This window comes from Conyzicola nivalis (genome assembly GCF_040548875.1).
GTDB classification, from domain to species: domain Bacteria; phylum Actinomycetota; class Actinomycetes; order Actinomycetales; family Microbacteriaceae; genus Conyzicola; species Conyzicola nivalis_A.
Window position 1 is genome coordinate 75,199 of record NZ_JBEPSJ010000001.1, and the last position, 22,843, is coordinate 98,041.

Annotated in this window: 25 protein-coding genes; 10 read left to right on the top strand and 15 right to left on the bottom strand. The window is 70.0% G+C overall.

The window, feature by feature from the left end; genetic code table 11:
- Positions 1–97: 97 nt before the first annotated feature.
- Both ABIE21_RS00375 and dapD read right to left on the bottom strand, forming a co-directional pair.
- Positions 98–550 (bottom strand): hypothetical protein, encoded by a 453-nt coding sequence (locus tag ABIE21_RS00375; RefSeq protein WP_354022805.1) that lies wholly within the window; start codon positions 548–550, stop codon positions 98–100.
- Between the two features lie 120 nt (positions 551–670).
- Positions 671–1,630 carry a 2,3,4,5-tetrahydropyridine-2,6-dicarboxylate N-succinyltransferase gene (gene dapD / locus ABIE21_RS00380; RefSeq protein ID WP_354022806.1) on the bottom strand — a complete coding sequence of 320 codons (960 nt, stop codon included), beginning with the start codon at positions 1,628–1,630 and terminating at the stop codon, positions 671–673.
- A gap of 32 nt (positions 1,631–1,662) precedes the next feature.
- Between dapD and dapE the strand changes: the two genes are divergently transcribed.
- The 3 genes from dapE (at position 1,663) to ABIE21_RS00395 (ending at position 4,297) form a co-directional block, all read left to right on the top strand.
- Entirely contained in the window at positions 1,663–2,760 is a 1,098-nt protein-coding gene (dapE, locus tag ABIE21_RS00385) for a succinyl-diaminopimelate desuccinylase (RefSeq protein WP_354022807.1), read from the top strand.
- A 113-nt stretch (positions 2,761–2,873) separates the two neighbouring features.
- On the top strand, positions 2,874–4,043 hold the full coding sequence (locus ABIE21_RS00390) for a hypothetical protein (protein ID WP_354022808.1): 1,170 nt from the start codon (positions 2,874–2,876) through the stop codon (positions 4,041–4,043).
- An 80-nt stretch (positions 4,044–4,123) separates the two neighbouring features.
- The gene (locus ABIE21_RS00395; RefSeq protein WP_354022809.1) at positions 4,124–4,297 is read left to right on the top strand and encodes a DUF3117 domain-containing protein; all 174 of its coding nucleotides are present in this window, start codon (positions 4,124–4,126) and stop codon (positions 4,295–4,297) included.
- A gap of 71 nt (positions 4,298–4,368) precedes the next feature.
- Here the strand turns inward: ABIE21_RS00395 and ABIE21_RS00400 are convergent, their stop codons facing one another.
- Positions 4,369–5,001, bottom strand: coding sequence for an O-methyltransferase (locus tag ABIE21_RS00400; RefSeq protein ID WP_354022810.1), 633 nt, complete (start codon positions 4,999–5,001; stop codon positions 4,369–4,371).
- 64 nt (positions 5,002–5,065) lie between these two features.
- On the opposite strand from ABIE21_RS00400, the gene ABIE21_RS00405 reads away from it, so the two are divergent.
- Positions 5,066–5,425, top strand: coding sequence for a Sec-independent protein translocase TatB (locus tag ABIE21_RS00405; protein ID WP_354022811.1), 360 nt, complete (start codon positions 5,066–5,068; stop codon positions 5,423–5,425).
- A gap of 21 nt (positions 5,426–5,446) precedes the next feature.
- Here ABIE21_RS00405 and ABIE21_RS00410 read toward each other — a convergent pair whose 3' ends face one another.
- Positions 5,447–6,997 carry a succinic semialdehyde dehydrogenase gene (locus ABIE21_RS00410; protein ID WP_354022812.1) on the bottom strand — a complete coding sequence of 517 codons (1,551 nt, stop codon included), beginning with the start codon at positions 6,995–6,997 and terminating at the stop codon, positions 5,447–5,449.
- Positions 6,998–7,046: 49 nt separating this feature from the next.
- On the opposite strand from ABIE21_RS00410, the gene ABIE21_RS00415 reads away from it, so the two are divergent.
- Positions 7,047–8,405 (top strand): MFS transporter, encoded by a 1,359-nt coding sequence (locus ABIE21_RS00415; RefSeq protein WP_354022813.1) that lies wholly within the window; start codon positions 7,047–7,049, stop codon positions 8,403–8,405.
- Complete coding sequence (locus ABIE21_RS00420; RefSeq protein WP_354022814.1) at positions 8,402–9,877, top strand: pyridoxal phosphate-dependent decarboxylase family protein; 1,476 nt, start codon at positions 8,402–8,404, stop codon at positions 9,875–9,877. Before ABIE21_RS00415 ends, ABIE21_RS00420 begins: the two co-directional genes overlap by 4 nt.
- Positions 9,878–9,902: 25 nt before the next feature.
- On the opposite strand, the gene ABIE21_RS00425 is transcribed toward ABIE21_RS00420, so the two are convergent.
- From ABIE21_RS00425 to ABIE21_RS00445, 5 genes are all read right to left on the bottom strand, one after another.
- On the bottom strand, positions 9,903–10,829 hold the full coding sequence (locus ABIE21_RS00425; protein WP_354022815.1) for a LysR family transcriptional regulator: 927 nt from the start codon (positions 10,827–10,829) through the stop codon (positions 9,903–9,905).
- 308 nt (positions 10,830–11,137) lie between these two features.
- The gene (locus ABIE21_RS00430; protein ID WP_354022816.1) at positions 11,138–11,665 is read right to left on the bottom strand and encodes a putative glycolipid-binding domain-containing protein; all 528 of its coding nucleotides are present in this window, start codon (positions 11,663–11,665) and stop codon (positions 11,138–11,140) included.
- A gap of 36 nt (positions 11,666–11,701) precedes the next feature.
- On the bottom strand, positions 11,702–12,838 hold the full coding sequence (locus tag ABIE21_RS00435; RefSeq protein WP_354024375.1) for a P-loop NTPase: 1,137 nt from the start codon (positions 12,836–12,838) through the stop codon (positions 11,702–11,704).
- 47 nt (positions 12,839–12,885) lie between these two features.
- Positions 12,886–13,401 (bottom strand): DUF1003 domain-containing protein, encoded by a 516-nt coding sequence (locus tag ABIE21_RS00440; RefSeq protein WP_354022817.1) that lies wholly within the window; start codon positions 13,399–13,401, stop codon positions 12,886–12,888.
- Positions 13,388–14,713, bottom strand: a complete 1,326-nt coding sequence (locus ABIE21_RS00445) for a magnesium transporter MgtE N-terminal domain-containing protein (protein ID WP_354022818.1) — start codon at positions 14,711–14,713, stop codon at positions 13,388–13,390. Before ABIE21_RS00445 ends, ABIE21_RS00440 begins: the two co-directional genes overlap by 14 nt.
- Before the next feature lie 36 nt (positions 14,714–14,749).
- Between ABIE21_RS00445 and ABIE21_RS00450 the strand changes: the two genes are divergently transcribed.
- Together ABIE21_RS00450 and ABIE21_RS00455 are read left to right on the top strand one after the other, a co-directional pair.
- On the top strand, positions 14,750–15,247 hold the full coding sequence (locus ABIE21_RS00450) for a general stress protein (protein ID WP_354022819.1): 498 nt from the start codon (positions 14,750–14,752) through the stop codon (positions 15,245–15,247).
- Between the two features lie 5 nt (positions 15,248–15,252).
- Entirely contained in the window at positions 15,253–15,816 is a 564-nt protein-coding gene (locus ABIE21_RS00455) for a TetR/AcrR family transcriptional regulator (RefSeq protein WP_354022820.1), read from the top strand.
- Positions 15,817–15,820: 4 nt separating this feature from the next.
- Here ABIE21_RS00455 and ABIE21_RS00460 read toward each other — a convergent pair whose 3' ends face one another.
- Positions 15,821–16,624, bottom strand: coding sequence for an ABC transporter permease (locus ABIE21_RS00460; protein WP_354022821.1), 804 nt, complete (start codon positions 16,622–16,624; stop codon positions 15,821–15,823).
- Positions 16,625–16,629: 5 nt separating this feature from the next.
- Positions 16,630–17,532, bottom strand: a complete 903-nt coding sequence (locus ABIE21_RS00465) for an ATP-binding cassette domain-containing protein (protein WP_354022822.1) — start codon at positions 17,530–17,532, stop codon at positions 16,630–16,632.
- A gap of 115 nt (positions 17,533–17,647) precedes the next feature.
- Here ABIE21_RS00465 and ABIE21_RS00470 point away from each other — a divergent pair, with 115 nt between their 5' ends.
- Positions 17,648–18,559: a TetR/AcrR family transcriptional regulator gene (locus ABIE21_RS00470; protein ID WP_354022823.1), complete on the top strand. Its 912-nt coding sequence runs from the start codon at positions 17,648–17,650 to the stop codon at positions 18,557–18,559.
- Here ABIE21_RS00470 and ABIE21_RS00475 read toward each other — a convergent pair whose 3' ends face one another.
- From ABIE21_RS00475 to ABIE21_RS00485, 3 genes are all read right to left on the bottom strand, one after another.
- Entirely contained in the window at positions 18,560–20,035 is a 1,476-nt protein-coding gene (locus ABIE21_RS00475) for an aminopeptidase P family protein (protein ID WP_354022824.1), read from the bottom strand.
- Between the two features lie 53 nt (positions 20,036–20,088).
- Complete coding sequence (locus ABIE21_RS00480; protein ID WP_354022825.1) at positions 20,089–20,295, bottom strand: hypothetical protein; 207 nt, start codon at positions 20,293–20,295, stop codon at positions 20,089–20,091.
- Positions 20,296–20,390: 95 nt separating this feature from the next.
- Complete coding sequence (locus ABIE21_RS00485) at positions 20,391–21,407, bottom strand: endonuclease/exonuclease/phosphatase family protein (RefSeq protein ID WP_354022826.1); 1,017 nt, start codon at positions 21,405–21,407, stop codon at positions 20,391–20,393.
- Positions 21,408–21,478: 71 nt separating this feature from the next.
- On the opposite strand from ABIE21_RS00485, the gene ABIE21_RS00490 reads away from it, so the two are divergent.
- A complete protein-coding gene (locus ABIE21_RS00490) occupies positions 21,479–22,324 on the top strand; it encodes a PHP domain-containing protein (protein WP_354022827.1) in 846 nt (281 codons plus the stop codon).
- Here the strand turns inward: ABIE21_RS00490 and ABIE21_RS00495 are convergent.
- Entirely contained in the window at positions 22,321–22,803 is a 483-nt protein-coding gene (locus ABIE21_RS00495) for a DUF805 domain-containing protein (RefSeq protein ID WP_354022828.1), read from the bottom strand. The two genes, ABIE21_RS00490 and ABIE21_RS00495, sit on opposite strands and share 4 nt — an antisense overlap.
- Positions 22,804–22,843 lie beyond the last annotated feature (40 nt).

The window sequence follows — 22,843 nt, forward strand, 5'->3', positions numbered from 1 at the left end:
AGATGTGCGCGCCATCCCGGTACGTGCGCGCCAGCTCGACGTGGAGCGCGCGTACCGCGGTGGCGCGGAAGCCGGGGCGACGGCGTGGCCGCGCGCCTCAGCCGATCGGCTCGGCCGTGAGCGTCACGTCGCGGAATCCGATGCCGTACGGTCCGGCGGCGGTCGGGCTGCACCGCAGCCCGAGCGTGGTCTCGGGGATGTCGTAGGTCGCGGAGACGCTCACGCGCGTCCAGCGCCCGTTGCCCGGCACGGGGAAGACCGTGTCGTCGAGGTAGCCGATGCGGCCGCTGGCGTCGACGAGGCCGCAGGCGAGAAGCACGCCAGGCAGCCGCGAGTGGAACCGCACCCACGCCTCATACTCGATCAGGTAGACGCCGTCGCCGACCGTGAGATTCGCGAGCGCGATGTCGTCGTGCGGTTCGTAGTAGCCGACGAGCAGCGAGCTGTCGCCGGTGTCGCGCGCGATCGGCGCCGCGGACCCCGCCCACGCCGCGCCCACCCCGACGGCGACCACTGCCGCGGCGGCAATCGCGATCGAGCGCCTTCGCATGCCCCGATGCTAACCCCGCCGGCATGCGGCCGGCTCCGCCGCGGTCGCGCTACAGCTCGGGCGCCGGGCTGCAGCGCGCGCTGGAGCCCGACGCCCGGACTGCAGCGCTTTTGGCCCGCCTTACGCGTGCAGCGCCGAGTTGAGCTCGACGCCGGTACCCGACCGGGCGAGAACCTCGACCGCGCCGGTGAGCGAGTTGCGGCGGAACAGCAGGTTTGCGACACCGCTGAGCTCCGACGCCTTGACCGTGCGGGGTTCGAGAGGCTGGCCGGCTGCGCCCTTGGGCGGCACGACGACGACCTTCGTGCCGGCCGTCACATACAGCCCCGCCTCGACGACCGAGTCGTCGCCGATCGAGATGCCGATGCCCGAGTTGGCGCCGAGCAGCGCGCGCTCGCCGATCGTGACCCGCTGGGTGCCGCCGCCCGAGAGCGTGCCCATGATGGATGCGCCGCCGCCGATGTCGGAGCCGTCTCCGACGACGACCCCCTGCGAGATGCGGCCCTCGACCATGGAGGTGCCGAGGGTGCCGGCGTTGAAGTTCACGAAACCCTCGTGCATCACGGTCGTGCCGGGGGAGAGGTGGGCGCCGAGACGCACGCGTGAGGCGTCGGCGATGCGCACACGGGCCGGCACCACGTAGTCGAGCAGCCGCGGGAACTTGTCGATGCCGTGCGCGGAGATGCCTGCGCGCTGCAGCACGGGGCGCAGGCGGGTGAAGTCGTCGGGGTGCATGGGGCCGGCGGTGGTCCACGCGACGATCGGCAGGTACCCGAAGATGCCGTCGAGGTTGATCGTGTTCGGCGCGACCAGCAGGTGGCTCAGCAGGTGCAGCCGGAGGTAGGCGTCGGGAGTCGACGCCGGGGCGGCATCCAGATCGATCTGCACCGTCACGAAGTCCACCCGCACGCCGCGACGCTCGTCGGGCCCGAGCAGCGGCTCGAGCTCGGACGGAGCGATGTGCGGGTCGGTTCCGGCGGGAAGCTCGCCGAGCACCGGAGTCGGGAACCAGGTGTCGAGAACCGTGGAGTCGGAGGCGATCGTGGCGAGGCCGTAGCCCCAGGCGGCGCGAGAATTCATGCCCCAAGCGTACCGACCCTAAACTTGACCCCATGCCCGTCGCCGACACCACGCTGCCCGTTCTCGACCTCACCCAGACCTCGATCGACATCACACGCCAGCTGTGCGACATCGAGTCGGTCTCCGACAACGAGGGGCCGATCACGGAGGCGATCCTCACGGCTCTCGCCGGCGCAGACCACCTCGAGGTGACGCGCGACGGCGACGTCGTAATCGCCCGCACCAACCTCGGCCGTGAGAAGCGCGTAGTGATCGCCGGGCACACCGACACCGTGCCGCTCAACGACAACCTGCCGACCCGCTACGAGACGGAGGACGGTGTCGAGTACCTCTGGGGCCGTGGCACCGTCGACATGAAGTCGGGCCTCGCCGTTCAGCTCAAGCTCGCCGTCGAGCTCTCCGAGCCCGCGGTCGACATCACCTGGCTCTGGTACGACCACGAGGAGGTCTCGGCCGACCTCAACGGACTCAAGCGCCTCGCCGACAACAGCCCCCACCTGCTGCAGGGCGACTTCGCCATCCTGGGCGAGCCGACACGCTCCGAAATTGAGGGCGGATGCAACGGCAACGCCCGCATCGAGGTTCGCACCTTCGGCCTCCGTGCCCACTCCGCGCGTGCCTGGGTCGGCCACAACGCGATCCACGATCTCGCGCCCGTCCTCGACACGCTCGCCGCCTACGTCCCCCGTGAGGTCGAGGTCGACGGACTGGTCTACCGCGAGGGCCTCAACGCGGTCGGCATCACGGGCGGCGTCGCCGGCAACGTGATCCCCGACGCGGCGATGGTGCACATCAACTACCGCTTCGCGCCCAGCCGGTCCGGCGAGGAGGCGATCGCGCACCTTCGCGAGCTGTTCGCCGGCTTCGACGTGACCGTCGTCGACCTCGCCGAGGGCGCCCGCCCGGGGCTCGACGCCCCGCTGGCGAAGAACTTCCTCGCGGCCGTCGGGGGCGAGGCGAAGCCGAAGTACGGCTGGACCGACGTCGCGCGGTTCTCCGCCCTCGGCATGCCCGCCGTCAACTACGGCCCGGGCGACCCCCTCAAGGCGCACGCCGACGACGAGCGCGTGGCCGTCGACCAGATCACCTCGTGCGAACAGGGGCTGCGCGCGTGGCTCATGACGGGCTGACGTCGCATTCTTCGTCCGGCGCTCAGGTAGACCCTCCCTCGCAGGATCGGTCGGCGCTGGGGTCACGAAAACGCTGGCGCGTTTTCCATAGCTCCACCGCGCCATGGCTGACCGTGCGCTACCGGCTCACGGCGTGGTGGGCCCGTGTGCTGGTCGTCTTCGTCGTCTCGCGCGTCGTCACGACGGCCATCATGCTGTCGTTCGCCGCCCGCCAGGAGGCGAACGCGTGGACGGGCGCGCATCCGGGATATCTCGACTTCGCCAAGCTGTGGGACGGCCACTGGTATTTCATCATCGCCGTCGCCGGCTATCCGAGCGAGCTGCCGCTGACCGACGACGGCCACGTCGGCGAGAGCGCGTGGGCGTTTATGCCCGCCTACCCCGGCCTGATCCGCGGGCTCATGTTCGTCACCGGCCTCGACTTCCGGGTGCTGGCGGTCTTCGTCTCCGTGGCGTTCGCGCTGGCCACCGCCCTGATGTTCTACAAGCTGATGCGGCTCGTGCTGCCGGAGGGCACCGCGCTGTTCGCCGTCGTCCTCTACTGCTTCGCGCCGCTGTCGCCGATCCTGCAGGTGGCCTACGCAGAGTCGATGCACGCGTTCTTCCTCACCCTCGCCCTCTACCTGCTGCTCAAGAGGGACTACTGGATGCTTCTGCCGGTGGTCGTCGTGATGTCGGTGACGCGCCCCAGCGGGTTGGCATTCGCCCTGGCCATGGGGCTGCACGTGATCTACCGCTGGGTGGTGCGCGAACGCGACCCGTTCCCGCGACGCGAGATCGTGGCATCCGTCGTCGTCGGGGCGTCGAGCGTCGTCGCGGGCTTCGCCTGGCTGCTCATCGCGGCGGCGGCGACCGGGTCGCTCACGGCCTACATCGACACCGAACTCGCGTGGCGGTCGGCGTACGTCGGCTATCAGGAGCTGCTGCCCCTCACCCCGTGGATCCTCGCCGCCGATTTCTGGATTCCGGGCCCGCTCGGCATTCTCGTGCTAATTCTTTCGGTCGGAGGATTCGTCGGGTTTATGTTCACGCCCTGGGTGCGCCGCCTCGGCCCCGACATCCGCTTCTGGGTGGCCAGCTACGCGCTCTATCTGCTCGCGGTGTTCTTTCCGCAGTCGAGCACGTTCCGCTTGTTTGTGCCGTTTTTCCCGCTCTGGGGCGCCCTGGCGCAGCCGCGGTCGTGGGTCTACCGGCTCGCCCTGGTGCTGCTCTGCGTGCTCGGGCAAGTGGGCTGGATCCACATCGCGTGGTGGGTCGACGGGTACGACTGGACACCCCCGTAATCCCCCAAAACGGGTTGTTCGGTTTTTAGCATGCCGATTCATAGTCAATAATGGTTGAGTACCTATGAAAGGGGACTTCTATGGCAGCCATGAAGCCGAGGACTGGCGACGGCCCAATGGAGGCTGTCAAAGAAGGACGCCTCATCATCGTTCGCGTTCCACTCGAGGGTGGCGGACGACTCGTCGTATCGGTCAACGACGCTGAGGCCAAAGAACTCCACGACGCTCTCGAGGGAGTCGTCGCGACCGCCTAGCGGCCGTCACATCACCCGCGTGCTGCCCTCCGGCGGCACGCGGGTTTTGTGCACCCCGGGGCGCTGCGCCCCTAGTCGGCGACGCGGGTGAGCTGCAGAAGGCCGTCGCCGACGGGTGACAGCGAGCTGATGACGGCGGATGATTCGGCGACCTCCCGCAGCAGGGTGCGGAAATTCGCCACGAGGTCATCGCGTTGCGCGGGGTCTGCGACGCGGCCGCGCCACAGCGCGTGCGCCACGACGACCGTGCCGCCCGTACGCACCATGCGCAGGCCGTGCTCGACGTACTCGATGACCGAGTGTGGGTCGGCGTCGACGAGCACGAGGTCGTAGCTCGACTCGTTCATGCGCGGCAGCACGTCCAGGGCGCGGCCTGCGATGAGACGCACGCGGTTCGCGGGGATGTCGGCCGCAGTGAAGGTGACCTTCGCGAGCTGCTGATGGTCGATCTCGGAGTCGATCGAGGTGAGCACGGCGTTCGGGGCGCCCGTGAGCATCCACAGGCCGGAGACGCCGAGACCGGTGCCGATCTCCATGATGTTGCTCGCGTTGGTGGCGGCGGCGAGAACCGCGAGCTGGGCTCCGGTGGCCGGGGAGACCGGCTCGACGCCGACCTCCACGGAGTGTTGCCTCGCCTGCGCTATCTCCGGTCGTTCGACGACAAACTCTTCTGCGAACTTCCAGCTCGACTCTTTACCAGCCACCAACTACTCCTTGTTCGTCCCCACTGTAAGCCAGTGCACCGTCGACAGGGGTTATTCTGAGCGGGTGTCCTTTGGGTTGACGTTCGAGAAACTGGTGATCATCGGGATCATCGCCGTCTTCCTGCTCGGACCCGAGCGGCTGCCGTACTACGCGTCGCAGCTCGCCCGCCTCACCAAGACCGTGCGCGGCATGGCCAACGGCGCCAAGGAGCGCATGCGCGAGGAGATGGGCCCCGACTTCGACGAGGTCGACTGGAAGAAGCTCGACCCGCGTCAGTACGACCCCCGGCGCATCATCCGCGAGGCCCTCGTCGAAGACGAACCGGTCCCGGTGGTCAAGCCGCCCATCGAGTCGGCCTACTCCCAGCGTCAGCGGCTGCTGCGCGACGGCGTGCCGGCTCCCTACGACACAGAGGCCACCTAACCCCTGCCCGTTCGGCCGAGCTCAGCGCTGTCGCAGCGCCTTCAGCACGACCAGCACCGAGACCAGCGCGCCGGCGACCGCCGCGAACTCCTTGCCGGTGCGCGGCAGGGTGAGCAGGCCTGTAGCCGCGGCGACGGTGCGCGGCTCGACGAACCGCATCAGGCCCTCGGCGCCGTTGCGGCGGCCGATGCCCGACTGCTTCATGCCGCCCATCGGGGCGTCGACGCTCGAGAATGTGGCTCGGTAGCCCTCGTTGACGTTGACGCTGCCCGCGTCGAGCCGTTCGGCCACGCGTCGGCCGTGCGCCAGCGACCCGCTGAAGACCGACGCGTTCAGGCCGTACTCCGACGCGTTCGCCAGCGCCACAGCCTCGTCTTCGCTCTGCACGACGTGGATCGCGACGACGGGCCCGAACGTCTCCTCGCGCGCGCAGAGCATGTCGTCGGTGACGGCGGCGAGCACGGTCGGCTCGTAGAAGAACGGTCCGAGGTCGGGTCGCGCCCTTCCGCCCGCGAGCAGCATGGCGCCCTTCGCGACGGCGTCGTCGACGTGCGCCGAGACCCGTTCGAGCTGCGCCGCCGAGGTGAGCGATCCGACATCGGTGGAGTAGTCGAAGGCGCCGCCCTGCTTCAGCTGCCTGACCCGCTCGACGAAGGCGCGGGTGAAGGAGTCGGCGACGTGCCGCAGCACGTAGACACGTTCGATCGACACGCACAGCTGCCCCATCGACGAGTAGCAGCTGTACACCGCGTCGGCCGCCGCAGCGGCCGGGTCGACGTCGTCGAGCACGATCAGCGGGTTCTTGCCGCCGAGCTCGAGGGAGGCGCCGATGAGGCGCTCGGCCGCACGCACCCCCACCTTCCTGCCCGTGGCCGTCGAGCCGGTGAAGCACACGTAGTCCGAGACATCCACGACCGCATTTCCGATCTCGTCTCCGTCGCCGGCGACGACGGGCCACAGCGCCTCGGGCACACCGGCGTCGATGAAGGCGCGGCGGGAGGCGAGGATGCTGAGCGCGCCCTGGTTGTCGGCCTTCTGCACGACGGCGTTTCCGGCGGCGAGGGCTGGCACGACGTCCATGAGCGAGAGGCTGAGCGGATAGTTCCACGGGGTGATCACGCCGACCAGGCCCTTCGGCTTGTAGCCCACGCGGGTCGACACGACGAGGGGGATGCCCGACCTGCGGCGCCGCGTGGCGAGCACGGATCGGGCGGCGACCGCGTAGTAGCGGGTCACGCTCGCGCCGCTGAACACCTCCTCGAAGGCCTGCCCACGGGTCTTGCCCGTCTCCGACTGCAGCGCGTCCATCAGCTCCTCCCGGCGCTCGAGCAGCAGGTCGTGCGCCCTGAGCAGCACCGCGCGACGGTGCGCGAACCCGGCGGCACGCCAGGCGCGCTGCGCGACCCTCGCCGCGGTCGCGGCGTCGACCACGTCGCCCGCCGAACCGAGCGGAAGCTCGTGCAGGAGCTCGCCGGTGAACGGCGCCAGCACTCGCGCCGTGGCGCCGGAGAAGTGGACGAGATCGCGGGCGAGGTCGGAGATCCGGACTGAATCGAGGGAAGAAGCTGGCATGGCATCAGCGTAGACCGGAGCGCCGCTCAACTGGTTGTAGGCTCCCAAAATGAGTGCTGCAGAGTCGCCGCTTTCGAGAAGGACCATCGCCGCGTACGCCGTCGGATCGCTCGGCACGGGAGGGTTCTCCACCCTGCCCGGGCTCGTGCTGGTCTACTACCTGACCGACACCCTCGGCATCGCCGCCCTCGCCGCGGGCGCACTCGTCGCCGTGGCGAAGATCTGGGACGTCGTGATCGACCCGGTGATCGGCGCGCGCAGCGACCGGTCTCTCGCCGTCACCGGGTCGCGACGCCGGTACATGGTGCTCGGCGCGCTGCTGCTGCCGCTGTTCTTCGTGCTCACCTTCGCGGTTCCGCCCGCTCTCGGCTCGGCAGCGTCGTGGGTGTGGGTGCTCGTCGCGTTCACGGCCGCCGCCACCGCCTTCAGCCTGTTCCAGGTGCCGTACATCGCTCTGCCCGCCGAGCTGACGGGCGACTACGACCAGCGCACCCGGCTGGTGTCGGTTCGGGTGGTCGTGCTCACGGTGGCGATCCTGCTTTTCGGTGCGGGCGGCCCGGCGCTGCGCGAGCTCGGGGGAGCGGACGAGCACCTCGGCTACCTGATCATGGCGGTGGTCGCCGGGCTCGTGATCGGGGCCGGGCTGTTCGTGGCGTCGTTCGTCGCGGCCAAGCGGCAGACGACGGATGCCCCGGCCGTGTCGGTCGCGCAGAGCTTCCGTTCCGGCGTGGTCGTCCTGCGCCGCAGCCAGCCGTTCCGCGCACTGCTGGGCGCCTTCGCCCTGCAGGGCCTCGCCACGGGGCTGATGCTCGCCGGCGCGCAGTACGTGGCGACGTGGGTTCTCGAGTCGCAGGCCGCCGTGACCCTGTTGTTCATCGCGCTCATCGCCCCGGCGGTGCTGTTCGCGCCGGTGTGGCAGGCGGTGTCGCGCCGCGTCGGCAAGGAACGGGCGTTCGTCGCGGCGTCGCTGCTCTTCGCCCTTGCCGCCCTCGCGCTGACGACGTTGCTGGCGGCGCCGGGCGACTGGGTGTACCTGCCGGTGGCGCTCGCCGGGGCCGGCTTCGCGGGCATGCAGTCGCTGCCGCTGTCGATGCTGCCCGACGTGATCTCCACCGATGCCGCCAGTCACGGCGGTTCGGCCGCTGGGACGTTCGGCGGCGTGTGGACGGCGGGGGAGACGACCGGCATGGCGCTCGGCGCCACCGCGCTGACCGTGGTGCTCGCGGTCACCGGATACGTCGACTCCGTCGCCGGCCAGACTGTGGCCCAGCCGCCGGCGGCGATCGCCGGCATCGTCGTGAGCTTCAGCATCGTGCCCGCAGCCCTCGTCGTGGTGAGCCTGTGGGCCTTCTCCCGCTACCCGCTGCGCAGGAACACCGTCGACCGACCCGTGGAGGCACGCACATGACCGTTTTCGCCGAGCACCCCGACTCCGTGCTGGCTCGGCTGGCCGCGCTGCGTGCCGCCGACGCGCCGACCCACGGCGGGCACGTGCTCTCGTACGTGTACGACTCGGGGCTCTCCGAGATCGACGAGCTCGCGGCATCCGCCATGCGTCTCGTCCAGCCGGTCAACGGGCTCGACCCGACGACCTTCACCTCGGTCGCGGTCATGGAGCGCGAGGTCGTCGGCTTCGCCCGCGCCCTGCTCGGCGGCGATTCCGACGTCGTCGGCAGCGTCACGACGGGAGGCACCGAGAGCTGCCTGCTCGCGGTGAAGACCGCCCGCGACAACTGGGTCGGCGACGGCGCCCCGCGGCTGCTCGCGCCGGTGACGGTGCACGCCGCCTTCCACAAGGCGGCCCACTACTTCGGGCTCGTCCTCGACCTGGTGCCCGTGGGCTCCGACGGGCGGGTCTCGGCCGATGCGATGGTCGAGCGGATGGCGCCCGACGTGGCGCTGGTGGTGGTATCTGCGCCGTCCTATCCGCACGCGGCCATGGACCCGGTCGCGGAGGTCGCGGCGGCGGCGCTCGAGCGCGGCATCGACTGCCACGTCGACGCCTGCATCGGCGGTTGTGTGCTGCCGTTCTGGGGCGGTCTGTCATCGTGGGACCTGCGCGTGCCCGGTGTCACGAGCCTCTCCGCCGACCTGCACAAGTTCGGCTACGCGCCGAAGGGCGCCTCGGTGCTGCTCACCCGGGGTCGCGACCGCCAGCGCGGGCAGTACTTCGCGACGACACGGTGGCCCGGCTACCCGGTGGTGAACGCCACCATGCTCGGCTCGAAGTCGGCCGGAGCCCTCGCCGCGGCGTGGGCGATCGTGCACGCTCTCGGCCGCGACGGCCTCGCGACCCTCGCCGCCTCGTGCGAACGGTCGACAGCGGCGCTCAAAGATCTCGTCGACGGCATCGAGGGGCTACGTGTCGTCGGCATGCCCGTCGGCCCGCTGCTGGCCGTCGCGGCCGACGAGTCCGTCGCGCCGGAGCGCCGCGTCGACCCGCATCACTGGGCCGACCGGGTGCGGGCCCATGGCTGGCTGCTGCAGCTGCAGCCCGGGTTCACGCAGGCTGACGGATCACGCCTCCCGCACACGACGCACCTGACGGTCACCCCGGTCACCGAGCGAGTGCTGGACGAGCTGACGGCGGCCCTGACGCTCGCGGCCGACGAGGTGCGCGGCGTGCCCGCTGTGACCGCGGAACAGGTGTTCGGCGCGCTGCCGCCCGCCGTCGCCGCGGGGCTCGCCTCGCCCGACGCGCCGCCGCTCGACGCCCAGACGGCGTTCGCGCTGCTCGGCCTGATCGGGCTCGACGACGGCTCGGACGGGCTGCCCGAACGCATGGCGCCCCTCCTCGCACTCATCGAGGCGCTGCCGGCCCCGCTCACCGAGCGACTGCTGGTCGAGCTGCTGGCGCGGCTGGTGGAGCCGCGCGGCTAGACGTCGACCGCCCGCCGGGCACGGCTCAGCCGGCGGGCAGCGTCTCGTGCTCCTTGCGGAACCGCTCGGCCTCGGCCCGCAGCGCCTCGACCACGAGTCGCACCGAGGGGCGCTCCGCCCGGTCGGGCCGCAGCAGAGCCGAGATCTGCCGCAGGGCGCGCACGCCGGTGAGCGGCCGGGTGACCAGTCCGTTCTCGTGGTCGCGGGTCGTGTAGCGGGGCAGGATCGCGATGCCGTGGCCCGCCGCCACGATCGCCTCCACGATGCCGTTGTCGAGGAAGCGCTGGCCGACCCGCGCCGGAACGCCGTTGGCCGCCTCGATCTGGCGCAGGATGCGGTCGTAGGGAAAGCCGAGGGGCACCCCCACCCAGGTCTCGTCGACGAGGTCCTTGGGCGAGAGGGTGCGCTTCTCCGACAGCGGGTGGCCCTCGGGCAGCGCGACGTCGAGCGGCTCCGTCATGAGCGGCACGACGGCGAGGCCGCGCTCGCGCCAGGAGGGGAGGATGGACGGCGCGTCGGCGACGACGATGTCGAAGTCGGGGGTCAGGTCGGCGAAGTCGGGCAGCAGAGGGTCCTGGTCGGTGCAGCTGAGTTCGAGGCCGGGAACCTCGGCGATGGCCGACAGCAGACCGGGCAGCAGCATCTGCCCGCCGGTGGGGAAGATCGTCAGGGTCACGTCGCCGCGCGGCGCCTGCTTGAAGTCCTCCCACAGGGCGTCGGCGCGCTCGAGGGCGATCGCGACGTCGGTCGCGGTCTGCGCGAGCATCCGCCCGGCGCCGGTGAGCACGACCCCGCGTCCGCGCCTCTCGGTGAGCGGAATGCCGGCCTCGCGCTCCAGCACCTTGAGCTGCTGCGAAACAGCAGATGAGGTGCGGTTTGTCGCCGCGGCGACCGCGGTGATGCTTCCGCGCTCGGCCAGTTCGCGAAGCAGTTCCAAGCGCCGAACATCCATAAAGCAATGCTACACAATGACCCAAGAAAGATTAGATTGTGCTAAAAAGTTGTCGGTTGTTGAATAGGGGGAGACCTAGAGAGAGAACAACCCGAAATGATCATCGAATTCGCCGTCATCGGCGCACTGTCCATCGCAGCAATCATCGGAGCCGTCGTCGTGACCGCCCGTGACGGATACCGTCGCGTCCCGACCCGCCGCGCGTAGCCAGCCGCCGCGGCAGCAGCCGCGCAACCGGAGCGCAGTCCCGCCAGAGCGGGGCTGCGCTCTCGTCGTTAACGAGGTGCACGGCGGGCGGATGCCGCGGCTCACGCCCGGCGGAACAGCCCGGGGTAGTCGACCACGAACCCGGCGTCGTCGATCGTGATGTCACGCGCGAAGTCTCCGCCCTGCGACTCGAATCGGTAGCTGCGCTCGTCGAGGCGCCTGTAGCGCTGCGGGTCGGCGATGACGGTCAGCTGCGGCACGTCGATGTACGCGGTCAGCACGTCGGCGCTCTCGCCCACCCGCAGGCCGAGCCGCCAGATCGGCAGGGTGTTGGTGAGCGGGGTCGCCGTGATGTCGACGTCGATTGCCCCGGCCAGGTGGTCGAGACGTGTTCCGTCGCCCTCCGTCCAGCCGCCGAGACCGTCGCCGATGAGCACGAGGTCGCCCTCCTCGGTGGCCACCCGCACGAACCGGGTCGCCCAGCTCGCGTCGGTGTCGATCGAGTAGCGGGTGAGCACCGCGTCGTCGATCGAGCTGTCGATCTGCCCGTCGGCGTGGGAGCCCTCGGCCGACATGGTCACCGTGGTGTTCTCGACGGTGTCGGTTCCGATCCAGTGCAATTGCATCATGGCTACGACCTAACCCGCGCCGGCACCGCGGCGCAATCAGTTGACGGTGAAGCCCAGTTTGCGTCCGGCGAGACCGCGCGCCCGCACGGCGAGCTGTGCGGCGAGCTCGGTGATGGCGCGAGCGGCCGGCTCGTCCGGGTGCGTGAGCACGATCGGCCGGCCGGTGTCGCCGCCCTCGCGGAGGGCGATCGAGAGCGGGATCGAGGCGAGCACGGTCACCGGCTCCTCCGGCGTGGAGAGGCGAGCCGCGGCATCCGCCCCGCCCCCGCTGCCGAAGATGTCGAGGATCGAGCCGTCGGCCTGAGGGAGCCCGGCCATGTTCTCGACCACTCCGATGACCTTCTGGCCGGTCTGGCGGGCGACGAGGGCGCTGCGTTCCGCGACCTCGGCGGCCGCGGGCTGCGGCGTCGTGACCACGATGATCTCGGCCTGGGGCAGCAGCTGGCCGATGGAGATGGCGATGTCTCCGGTGCCCGGGGGAAGGTCGAGCAGCAGGATGTCGAGGTCGCCGAAGTAGACGTCGGTGAGGAACTGCTGGATGGTGCGGTGCAGCATCGGCCCGCGCCAGGAGACCACCCTGTCTGCCGCCTGTCCTGAGCTCGTCGAAGGGACGAACATGCCGATGGAGATGACCTTCACGTCGTGGGCGAGCGGCGGCAGGATCATCTCGTTCACCTGGGTGGGCTTGGCGCCGGCTATGCCCAGAATGCCGGGGATGGAGAACCCGAAGACGTCGGCGTCGACGATGCCGACCCGCAGGCCGCGGGCGGCGAGGGCCACGCCGAGGTTCGCGGTCAGAGTGGACTTGCCCACCCCGCCCTTTCCACTGGTCACGGCGTAGATGCGGGTGAGCGAGTCGGGGCCGAACTGCATCGTCTTGGCCCGGCCGCCGCGCAGCTTGTCGGTGAGGGCGTCGCGCTCGGCACGGGTCATGATCGTCACGTCGACGTCGACGGCCGAGACGCCGGGCACGGATGCCGCGGCCTCGCGTACATCGCGTTCGATGGTGTCGGCGGCCGGGCAGCCGACGATCGTGAGCTTGAGCGCGATGGAGGCGGTGCCGCCCTGCACACTCACGCCGCCGATCATGTCGAGCTCGACGATCGGCTTACGGATCTCGGGGTCGATGACGCGGCCGAGCGCCGAGAGCACCGTCGCCTCGGTCGCCGAGATTGTCGAATGCGTCGAAGGGGTCGAGTTCAGCGGCCGTGTGTCGTCACTCAATCCGCGGTCTCTTTCGTGCCGTCGCGCTCGTCGAGCTCGGCGAGCAGTGCACGCAGTTCGCTACGGATGAAGTCCTTGCTCGCCATGTCGCGCATCGCCAGTCGCAGTGCCACGACCTCGCGGGCCAGGTACTCGGTGTCGTTGAGGTTGCGTTCCGAGCGCTGCCGGTCCTGTTCGATCTGCACACGGTCGCGGTCGTCCTGACGGTTCTGCGCGAGCAGGATCAGCGGCGCGGCGTACGACGCCTGCAGCGACAGGATGAGCGTGAGCGCGGTGAAGCCGATCGCCGCGGAGTCGAAGCGGATGCCCTCGGGGGCGACCGTGTTGTAGATCATCCAGATGACGACGAAGACCGAGAGGCCAAAGAGGAACCACGGGGTCCCCATGCCGCGGGCGATCGACTCCGTGAACCGGCCGAACCGGTCCCGGCTCTCGAAGCGGAACGCGGTGCGCAGGCCCTTGGGGGAGTCGAGCCTGTTCTCGGCTCGGTTGATGCGGCTAGTGCGTGCCATGGGCTGTCCTCCTCCCCTTCACAGGGATGCTCGCGGTGGTCACGGGTACGGGGACGGGCCCCGAATGGTCGTCGTCTGCGGAGTCGGTACTTCGCCAGTCTTCCGGCAGCAGATAGTCGAGGACATCGTCAATGGTCACCACCCCGACCAGTCGGTGGTTCTCGTCGACGACGGGAACCGAGACGAGGTTGTAGCTCGCGAGGATGCGGGAGACCTCGGCGGCGCTCGCCGTGGCGAGCACGGGCTCGAGGGTCTGGTCGAGCAGCGTGCCGAGACGCTCGTTCGGCGGGTAGCGCAGCATCCGCTGGAAGTGCACCATGCCGAGGAACCGCCCGGTGGGCGACTCGTACGGCGGCAGGGTGACGCAGATCGCGGCGCCGAGGGCCGGAGCGAGCTCGTGGCGCCGGATGAGGGCGAGCCCCTCGGCGACCGTGGCGTCTGCGGAGACGATGATCGGCTCGGTGGTCATCAGGCCGCCCGCGGTGTCGGGGGCGTAGGCGAGCAGGAAGCGCACGTCCTGGGCCTCTTCGGGCTCCATCAGGTCGAGCAGGGCCTCGCCGCGCTCGTCGCTGAGGTGGGCGATGAGGTCGGCCGCGTCATCCGGCTGCATCTGGTCCAGCACGTCGGCGGCCCGGTCGTCGTCGAGCTGGTTGAGGATGTCGACCTGCTCGCTCTCCGGCATCTCTTCCAGCACGTCGGCGAGGCGGTCGTCGCTGAGCTCCTCGGCCACCTCGAACATGCGCTGCTCGGTGAGGTCGAGCATCGCGTTCGCGAGGTCGGCGGGCAGCAGGTCGGCGTAGCTGGCGACCAGCTGGGTCGCCGACTGGGCCTCGCCGGTCGTGGTCTTCTCGCGGATCTCCTTCCAGCGCACGAACACGGTCGCGCCCTTGCCGAACGGAGAGGCGGACGCCTTGGGGCGGCGGCAGAAGAGCTGGGAGATCTCCCACTCGCCGAGGCCGACCTCCTCGATGGCGACGTCTTCGATGGTCGCCTCGCCCGACCCGTCGGCGAGGGTGACCTTGCGGCCGAGCAGCTCGGCCATGACCCGGATCTCGCCGCCGCGCTGCTCGAAGCGGCGCAGATTGATGAGCCCTGTCGTGATGATCTGGCCCGACCCGATGCTGGTGACCCGGCCGATCGAGAGGAATACCTGACGCTTGCCCGGAACCTCGACGACGAAGCCGATCACCCGCGGAGACTGGGTGTTGCGGTACACGACGAGCACGTCGCGGACGCGGCCGACTTTGTCTCCGTTGGGGTCGAAAACGGAGCATCCCGTCAGGCGGGCAGCGAAAACTCTTGTGGCGCTCACGGTAAAACCCTACCGCCGCAATGGAAGAATGATCATGTGAGCAATCAGAGCCCCTTCGGACGCAAACCGCAGTCCCAGCCGACCCTGCCCAAAGGCGACGTTCTCGGCACCTACGAGACCTACGTCGAGGCGCAGAGCGTCGTCGACCGCCTGTCGAAGGCCGAATTCGAGGTCAAGCAACTCGCCATCGTCGGCAACGACCTGAAGACGGTGGAGCGGGTGACCGGAAAGCTCACCTACGGCCGCACGGCGGCGACCGGTGCGGCGAGCGGCGCGTGGTTCGGGCTCTTCTTCGGAATCCTGCTCTTCCTGTTCTCCGCCACCCCGCAGATCGGGTTCGTCCTCGCCGCGGCCCTGATCGGCGCGGGATTCGGAATGCTCTTCGGCATCGTCACCTACTCGTTGGGCCGCCGACGTCGCGACTTCACGTCGACGCACCAGGTGCTCGCCTCCAACTACCAGATCATCATCGACCCGCTGCTCACCGCCAAGGCGCAAGACGTCCTCGCCCAGCCCGACCGTCCCACGGCCTAGCCCGCATGGTCGACGCACGCATCCTGAACACCGCGGCGGCGCTCAATGCCGCCATCGTCGAACTGGCGTCGAAGCAGCCCGTCTCGCGCATCACCGTGTCCGACGTCACCCGCGAGGCTGGCATCAATCGGGCGACCTTCTACGCCCACCATTCGTCGCCGTCCGCCCTGCTGGCGAGCGTCCTCACGAGCGACCTCGACGAGGTGCGCCGCGTGGACGCCGAGGAGCGGGCAGCGGGGGAGCGGGAACCGTCCCTCATCACGCGTGACGCCGTCGCCTCCACCGCGGCCCACATCGATCGGTTCCTGCCGGTGTACCGCCTGGCGCTGAGCGACCGCACCGACGGCACCACGCAGCACGTCCTGGCCTCGCACCTCGAGGTGTCGTGCCTGCAGCACCTGCGCGACTCGGTGAGCCCCGACCGGGTGCCGGGCGATCCGGCCCTCGTCGCCGCATTCGTCGCGAACGGGCTGGTCGGCGCGATCGCCCTCGCCGCGACGTCGGAGCTGTGGGACAAAGACCGCGTCGCCGACGTGCTGATGGCCATGATGCCGGCCTGGTGGGACTAGGCGGCTAGCGTCTGCCCGCCCGGCGGCGGAACAGCCACCCGGTCCAGCCGACGGCGCCGACGAGGATGACCGCGCACCACGCGAGCGCCGCCCACACGGTCGGCCCGACGTCCGCGCCGAGCAGCAACGCCCGGATCGTCTCGATGATCGGGGTGAGCGGCTGGTATTCGGCGATCCACTGCAGCCAGGTCGGCAGGGTGTCGACGGGCACGAACGCGCTCGAGATGTACGGCAGGAAGAGCAGTACGAAGCCGTAGCCGTTCGCCGCCTCGGGGCTGGACGCCGCGAGGCCGATCGCCGCGAACAGGTACGTGATCGCGAGGATGTACAGCGCGACGAGCGCGAACATCGCCAGCCACTCGAGCGGCGAGGCTGTCGGACGGAAGCCCACGCCGACCGCCACCGAGACCACGATGGCTGTGGCGACGAGGTTGCGCGCGAGGCTCGCCACGACGTGCCCGGTGATCACTGCGGACGCGCGCAGCGGCATTGTCCGAAAGCGGTCGATGATGCCGGTGGTGATGTCGCTCGCGACGTCGACGGCGACGGATGCTGCGCCGAAACCCGCGCAGAGCAGGACGATGCCCGGCACGACGTAGTTCACGTAGTCGCCGCCGGGATCGATGGCGCCGCCGAAGACGAACGTGAACATCAGCATGAGGATCACGGGCAGCGCGATCGCCATGATCAGCGCGTCGGGGGTGCGCACGGTGTGCAGGAGGCTGCGGTGCACGAACGTCGACTCCGCGACGAGGGGAGCGAGGCGGGGGAGCGGCACGTAGGCCGGTCGCTGGTCGGTGGTGGTCATGGTCGTCATCCCTTGCTGTCGATGAGTTCTGGTTCGGTGCGGGCTGGAGCGGGTTGCCCGGTGACGGCGAGGAACACGTCGTCGAGGCTGGGACTGCGCAGCGACACGGAGGTCGCATCCGCGGTCTCCACCGTCGCGAGCGCGTCCCGCAGTCCCTGGATGCTGCCGTCGATCGGGATGTCGCGCAGGACGGCGCCCGCGGCGTCGTGCACGCTCAGCACCTCGCCGCCGATGCGGGCTTTTAGCTCGGCGGGCGTGCCCTCGGCCACGATGCGCCCGTGGTCGAGCACGGCGATGCGGTCGGCGAGCTGGTCGGCCTCCTCGAGGTACTGCGTCGTAAGCAGGATCGTCGCGCCGCCGACGGCGAGCCGGCGGATGATGCGCCAGAGCTCCTGCCTGCTGCGGGTGTCGAGCCCGGTCGTCGGCTCGTCGAGGAAGACGACGGGGGGAGTGCGCAGCAGGCTGATCGCGAGGTCGATGCGTCGGCGCATGCCTCCCGAGTAAGAGCCGACGCGCGCCCGCGCCGCGCCCTCGAGGTCGAACTGCGCCAGCAGCTCGCGCGACCGCTCGACCGCCTGCACCCGCCCGAGACCGCTGAGCCGCGCCATCATGCGCAGGTTCTCTTCTCCGGTGAGCATCTCGTCGACCGCCGCCGACTGTCCCGTCACGCTGATACGCCGGCGCACCTCCTCGGCGTCGCGCACGACGTCGAAGCCGGCGACGATGGCGGTGCCGGCGTCTGGGGCGACGAGTGTGGAGAGGATGTTGATGATCGTGGTCTTGCCGGCGCCGTTGGGGCCGAGGAGCGCGAACACGCTTCCGCGCGGCACGGCGAGATCGAGGCCGTCGAGCACCCGCACTCCGCGGAACGCCTTCTCGACCCCGCTCAGGGTGATCGTCGATGTCATGGTCGTCCTTTCGATATTCGTGTTTAGGCCATAAACTGTTTATGGCGCATAGTGAACTGCTTAAGTCATACACAGTTAAGTCTCGCCGTGTCAAGCACGCCTACGATGGGACCCGATGAACGACGTGACACCCGAACCCGAGCTGCCGCACGCGGTGGCACTCGCCTGGGGCGTGGCCGCCAACCCCCAGCGAGGTCCCAAGCGCGAGCTGAGCATCGAGCGCATCGTCGACACGGCGGTCGACATCGCCGACGCGGGAGGGCTCTCGGCCGTGTCGATGTCGAGCGTGGCGGCGGCCCTCGGATTCACGACCATGTCGCTCTACCGTTACGTGACGGCCAAAGACGACCTGGTCATGCTGATGCAGGAGCGGGGCATCGGGGTTCCGCCGGAGACCATCGCCGAGGCGTCCGGATGGCGCGCCGGACTCTCGCTATGGGCGGCCGAGCAGACCGCCGTCTACGGGCGTCACCCGTGGCTGCTCGACGTGCCGATCGCGGGCACGCCTGCTACCCCGAACAACCTGGCCTGGCTGGACGCGGCGCTGCAGACGCTCGCCGGCACACCCCTCGACCAGCACGAGCGGCTGTCGATCGTGCTCGCGGTGATGGCTCAGTCTCGCTGGGAGGGGCTGGTGTCGCGCAGCTACGAGGAGGCGGCACGACAGGCGGGAATCACGCCCGACGACATCGACGCGCGGGGCAGCGCCATGCTCGAGCAGCTCGTGACCGCCGAGGAGTTTCCCGCGGTCTACGAGGCGCTGCACGCGGGAGTGTTCGGGCCGGCCGGCCCCAGTCCATTCCCCTTCGGCCTCGCCCGTATCATCGACGGCGTCGAGGGCTACTTCGCGGGGCGCAAGGGCGCGCCGCCGGAGCCGGTCGACCCGCTGCTCGACCGTGCCGAGCGCGAGCCCAAGGTGCGTGAGGCGGCCAAGGCCAGACGCGAGGCGGAGAAGCAGTTGCGCGAGGCACGCAAACGCGAGCGGCAGGCTCTCGCCGCCGCCCGCGACCGGTTGTCGAGAAAGTAGCTAGCGCGCCAGCCACGCCTCGACGTCGTCTGCCGTGCGCGGGATGCCCACGGAGAGGTTCTCGGCGCCGGAGTCGGTGACGAGGATGTCGTCTTCGATGCGCACTCCGATGCCGCGATACTCCTCGGGCACGGTGAGGTCGTCGGGCTGGAAGTACAGGCCCGGCTCGATCGTGAAGACCATGCCGGCCTCCAGCACGCCGTCGAGGTAGAGGTCGCGGCGGGCCTGCGCGCAGTCGTGCACGTCGAGGCCCAGGTGGTGGCTGGTGCCGTGCACCATGTAGCGGCGGTGGAACTGGTTGTCGGGCTCGAGCGACTCCTCGGCGCTCACCGGCAGCAGGCCCCATTCGGCGGTCTTGGCTGCGATGACCTTCATGGCCTCGGCGTGGATCTCGCGGAAGCGGATGCCGGGACGCACGATCGCGAACGCGGCGTCGGCCGCCTCGAGCACGGCGTCGTAGACCCGGCGCTGCACCTCGGTGTAGGTGCCGTTGATCGGCAGCGTGCGGGTGATGTCGGCCGTGTAGTAGCTCTCCAGCTCGATGCCGGCGTCGAGCAGGATCACGTCGCCGGGAACGACGGGGCCGTCGTTGCGGGTCCAGTGCAGGATGCAGGCGTGGGGGCCGGATGCCGCGATCGTGTCATAGCCCACCGTGTTGCCGTCGGCGCGGGCGCGACGGTTGAACGTGCCCTCGACCAGACGCTCGCCGCGCTCGTGCGCGACGATCTGGGGAAGGTCGGCGATGACGTCGTCGAAGCCCTGCTTGGTCGCGTCGACCGCGAGCCGCATCTGGGCGATCTCGTAGGAGTCCTTGACGAGTCGCAGCTCGCTCAGGTCGCGGGCGAGCTCGGCGTCGCCGTCGTTCTCCACGCCGTCGGCGTCGGCGGCGAGGAGCCGGCGACCGTCGACCTGGTCGGTCACGTCGCGGTCGGCGCCGCGCACGAGGAGGGTGTCGGCGTCGATCTGGTCGAGCACGTCGGCGAAGCCGTCGAGGTTCGCGGTCGCCAGGCCGAGGTCGGCGGCCACGTGGGCGAGGGAGGGGCGCGGCCCGGTCCAGAATTCGCCGACGTCGGGATTCGCGTAGAACTCGTCGGAGTCGCGGCCCGCGGCCTCGCGGAAGTACAGGGTCGACTCGTGGCCGGTCGGGGTGGGCTCCATCACGAGCACGCTGTCCGACACGGCATCGGCGCCCCAGCCGGTGAGGTGCGCGAATGCCGTGTGCGCGCGGAACGGGTAGTCGGTGTCGTTCGAGCGCACCTTCGCGGCGCCGGCCGGAACGATGAGGCGCTTGCCCGGGTGTAGCGCCGAGATGCGGTCGCGGCGCGCGGCGGCGAACGGCGCCTGCTCGCGCGGGGCGGGGTCGGCCGTGGTTCGCTCGGCCCACCCGGAGGAGATGTAGTCCTTGAACGACGAGGAGACCGGGGTGGTGGAACGGTTGGAGGTGGCGCGCGGAGCGTCGGTCGTGTTGTCAGCCATGCCTCTATTGTGCCCCTACGCGGCTGGGCGTCGGTGCGGATGCGCCGGGGGCGTCAGCGCCGCCAGGTCTGGCGTCTGGCGCCGCGCGGGGTGCCCTGGTGCGCATCGTCCGGGAGGATCGTGAGGAAGGAGTCCGACGACTGACGGGTGCCGACGTGCGCGGTGGCCGCGACGGGCTGCCAGCTGTCGGCGGCGTCCGGAGTGTGGAGCGTGAGCGTCTCGATGTCGCGGGGTGCGGTGAGCTGCTCGGAGGCCGACATGGGCCACATCCTTCCGGCCGCCCGCTGCTCGGATGGTCCTGATCCGATGCTCGCAGAGGCGGATCGGTGTTGTCCACGTCCCTTTCGGGGGTGCGCTAGCCGTCCGCGGGCGTATACGTGACCACGAGGGGGCGGTGGTCGCTGCCGGCCGTGTCGAGGTCCTGCACGACGCGCATGCCGGCCACCCGCCAGTTCTCGGTCGCCATGACGTGGTCGATGGGGGAGCCGAGCAGCGCAGGCAGGGTCGTGGGCCACGTGCCGACGGCGCCGTTGCCGCTCGCCAGCCCGGCGTCGGCGCAGTCCCCGAGGTTCGTCGAGCCGGTGGATTGGAGACCGCTCATGTGGTCGAGTGTGGCGTTGAAATCGCCCGCCATGATCACGTTGTCGCCCGAGCACTGGTCGCCGAGCCAGGCGAGGTCGGCGCGCCAGTTCTCGAACTCCACCGGCAGTGGCGCGACGGCGTGCACGGCGATGATCACCGGACCGTCTCCGTCGTCGGGTCGCATCACCAGGCTGGGCAGCACGGAGGTCGCGCCGACGGTCTCGTCGATCGTGTACTCGCCGAGGTCGGCGCTCCACAGCACGGAGGTGGATCGCGACTTCGAGATCTGGTCGAACGCCGCGGTCTCCAGCCACATCGGCCGTCCGGCGTCCTTCATGATCGCGGCGACCTCGAAGGAGAACTCCTTCGTCGACTCGGGGAGGGTGAGCACGTCGGCGCCGGAGTCGAGGGCGAGCTTCGCCACCGCGGCGGCGCCCGGCTCGTCGCCGAGGGTGTTCCATGACAGAACGGTGAGCGAGGAGTCGTTCGGGGTCTCGAACGACGTGTCGCCGAAGCCGCGGGTGCCGAGCACGGCGGCGTTGACCAGGGCGAAGACGAGAAGCAGCAGGGCGAGGCTCGAGGCGAACCGACGCACCGTGCGGCTCAGCAGGCCGAGCAGAGTCAGGATGACGATGAGTCCCACCGCGATGAGGGCGGCGCCCGCGCGGAACGAGATCACGTGCGCGATCCCGAAGGCGCGCTGCAGGCCGAACAGCTGCGGCCAGGCGAGGACGAGCAGCGTCGCCGCCACCGCTACGAGGACGACGGCGGCAAGGACTCGGCGAAACATGGCCCCTCACCATACCCGTTCGTGCTGGGCGGGCGTCGTCGGCGCGATCCCGGCCGCAATAGAGTTGAACAATGACCGGACCGATCGACCTGCACACGCACAGCAGCGTGTCCGACGGCACGGAGACGCCCGCCGAGCTCGTCGAGGCCGCCATCGCCGCGGGACTCGGCGCTGTGGCGCTCACCGACCACGACTCGACCGCCGGCTGGGCAGAGGCCGAGGCCGCGGCATCCGGCTCCTCGCTCACCGTCATCCCCGGCATGGAGCTCAGCACCAATCACGGCCCGGCCAGCGTGCACGTTCTCGCCTACCTCTTCGACCCCACCGACGCCGCGGTGCTGCGCGAGACGGCGCTCATTCGCGACGGACGGATGCACCGTGCCGAACGCATCGTCGAGCGCATCGCCGCCGACTACGACCTGACCTGGGACGACGTGCTGGCGCAGTCGATCGAGGGCGGCACCATCGGACGTCCGCACATCGCCGACGCGCTCGTGGCGCGCGGCCACGTCGTCGACCGCAGCGCGGCGTTCACGAGCATCCTGCACTGGCGCAGCGGCTACTACGAGAAGTACTACGCGCCCTCCCCGCTCGACGGGGTGAAGCTCATCGTCGCCGCGGGAGGCGCGCCCGTGCTCGCGCATCCCGGCACCCGCGGCCGCGAATGGGTCATCGACGAGAAGCACATGCGCACACTCAAGGAGGCCGGGCTGTTCGGCGTCGAGATCTTCCACCGCGACAACACCGAGAGCGGTCGCGCGAGGCTGTTCGAGCTCGCGGAGATGTTCGACCTCGCGGTCACCGGGTCGAGCGACTACCACGGCGAGGGCAAGCCCAACCGGCTCGCCGAGAACTCGACGTCGCCCGAGGTGCTCGACCGGCTCATTGCCGCGACGTCGGGCGCGCGCCCTTTCTAGCCGCCCACCGGCGAGTCGAGCGGGGCGTCCGTCGCTGATCGCACCGCGTCGAAACGGGCACCGTGCGGGTTGGACGGCCGGGCGGCGATGGCTGCGAGCAACAGGCTGCCGAGGTACGGCACGAGATTGAGCAGATACAGGAGGCCGGAAAGGTTCGCGTCGTGCAGTCGACGCACGGTGAGTGCCATGTGCGGCACGATGATCGCGAGTCCGAAGAGCACCGCGATCCCCATTGCCACCGCGAAGAGCGGACTCGATGCGTCGATCGTGACGCCCGCGGACACGGCGATCACATTGAGGATGCTGAGCGGGATCGAGAAGGCGCCGAAGGCCAACACGACGCACCAGTACTCGGAGCGACTCGCACGCCCCGAGAAGGTGGAGTACTTCTGAAAGAACCTCTTGACGGCGGCCACCACTCCGATGCCGTAGTGGGGCTGGTCGAGAGGGGGCGCGGAGTCCACGCTGGCATCGGTCATGGTCAGATACTGGCGTGTATTTGAGGTCTTGTCGAGTGTG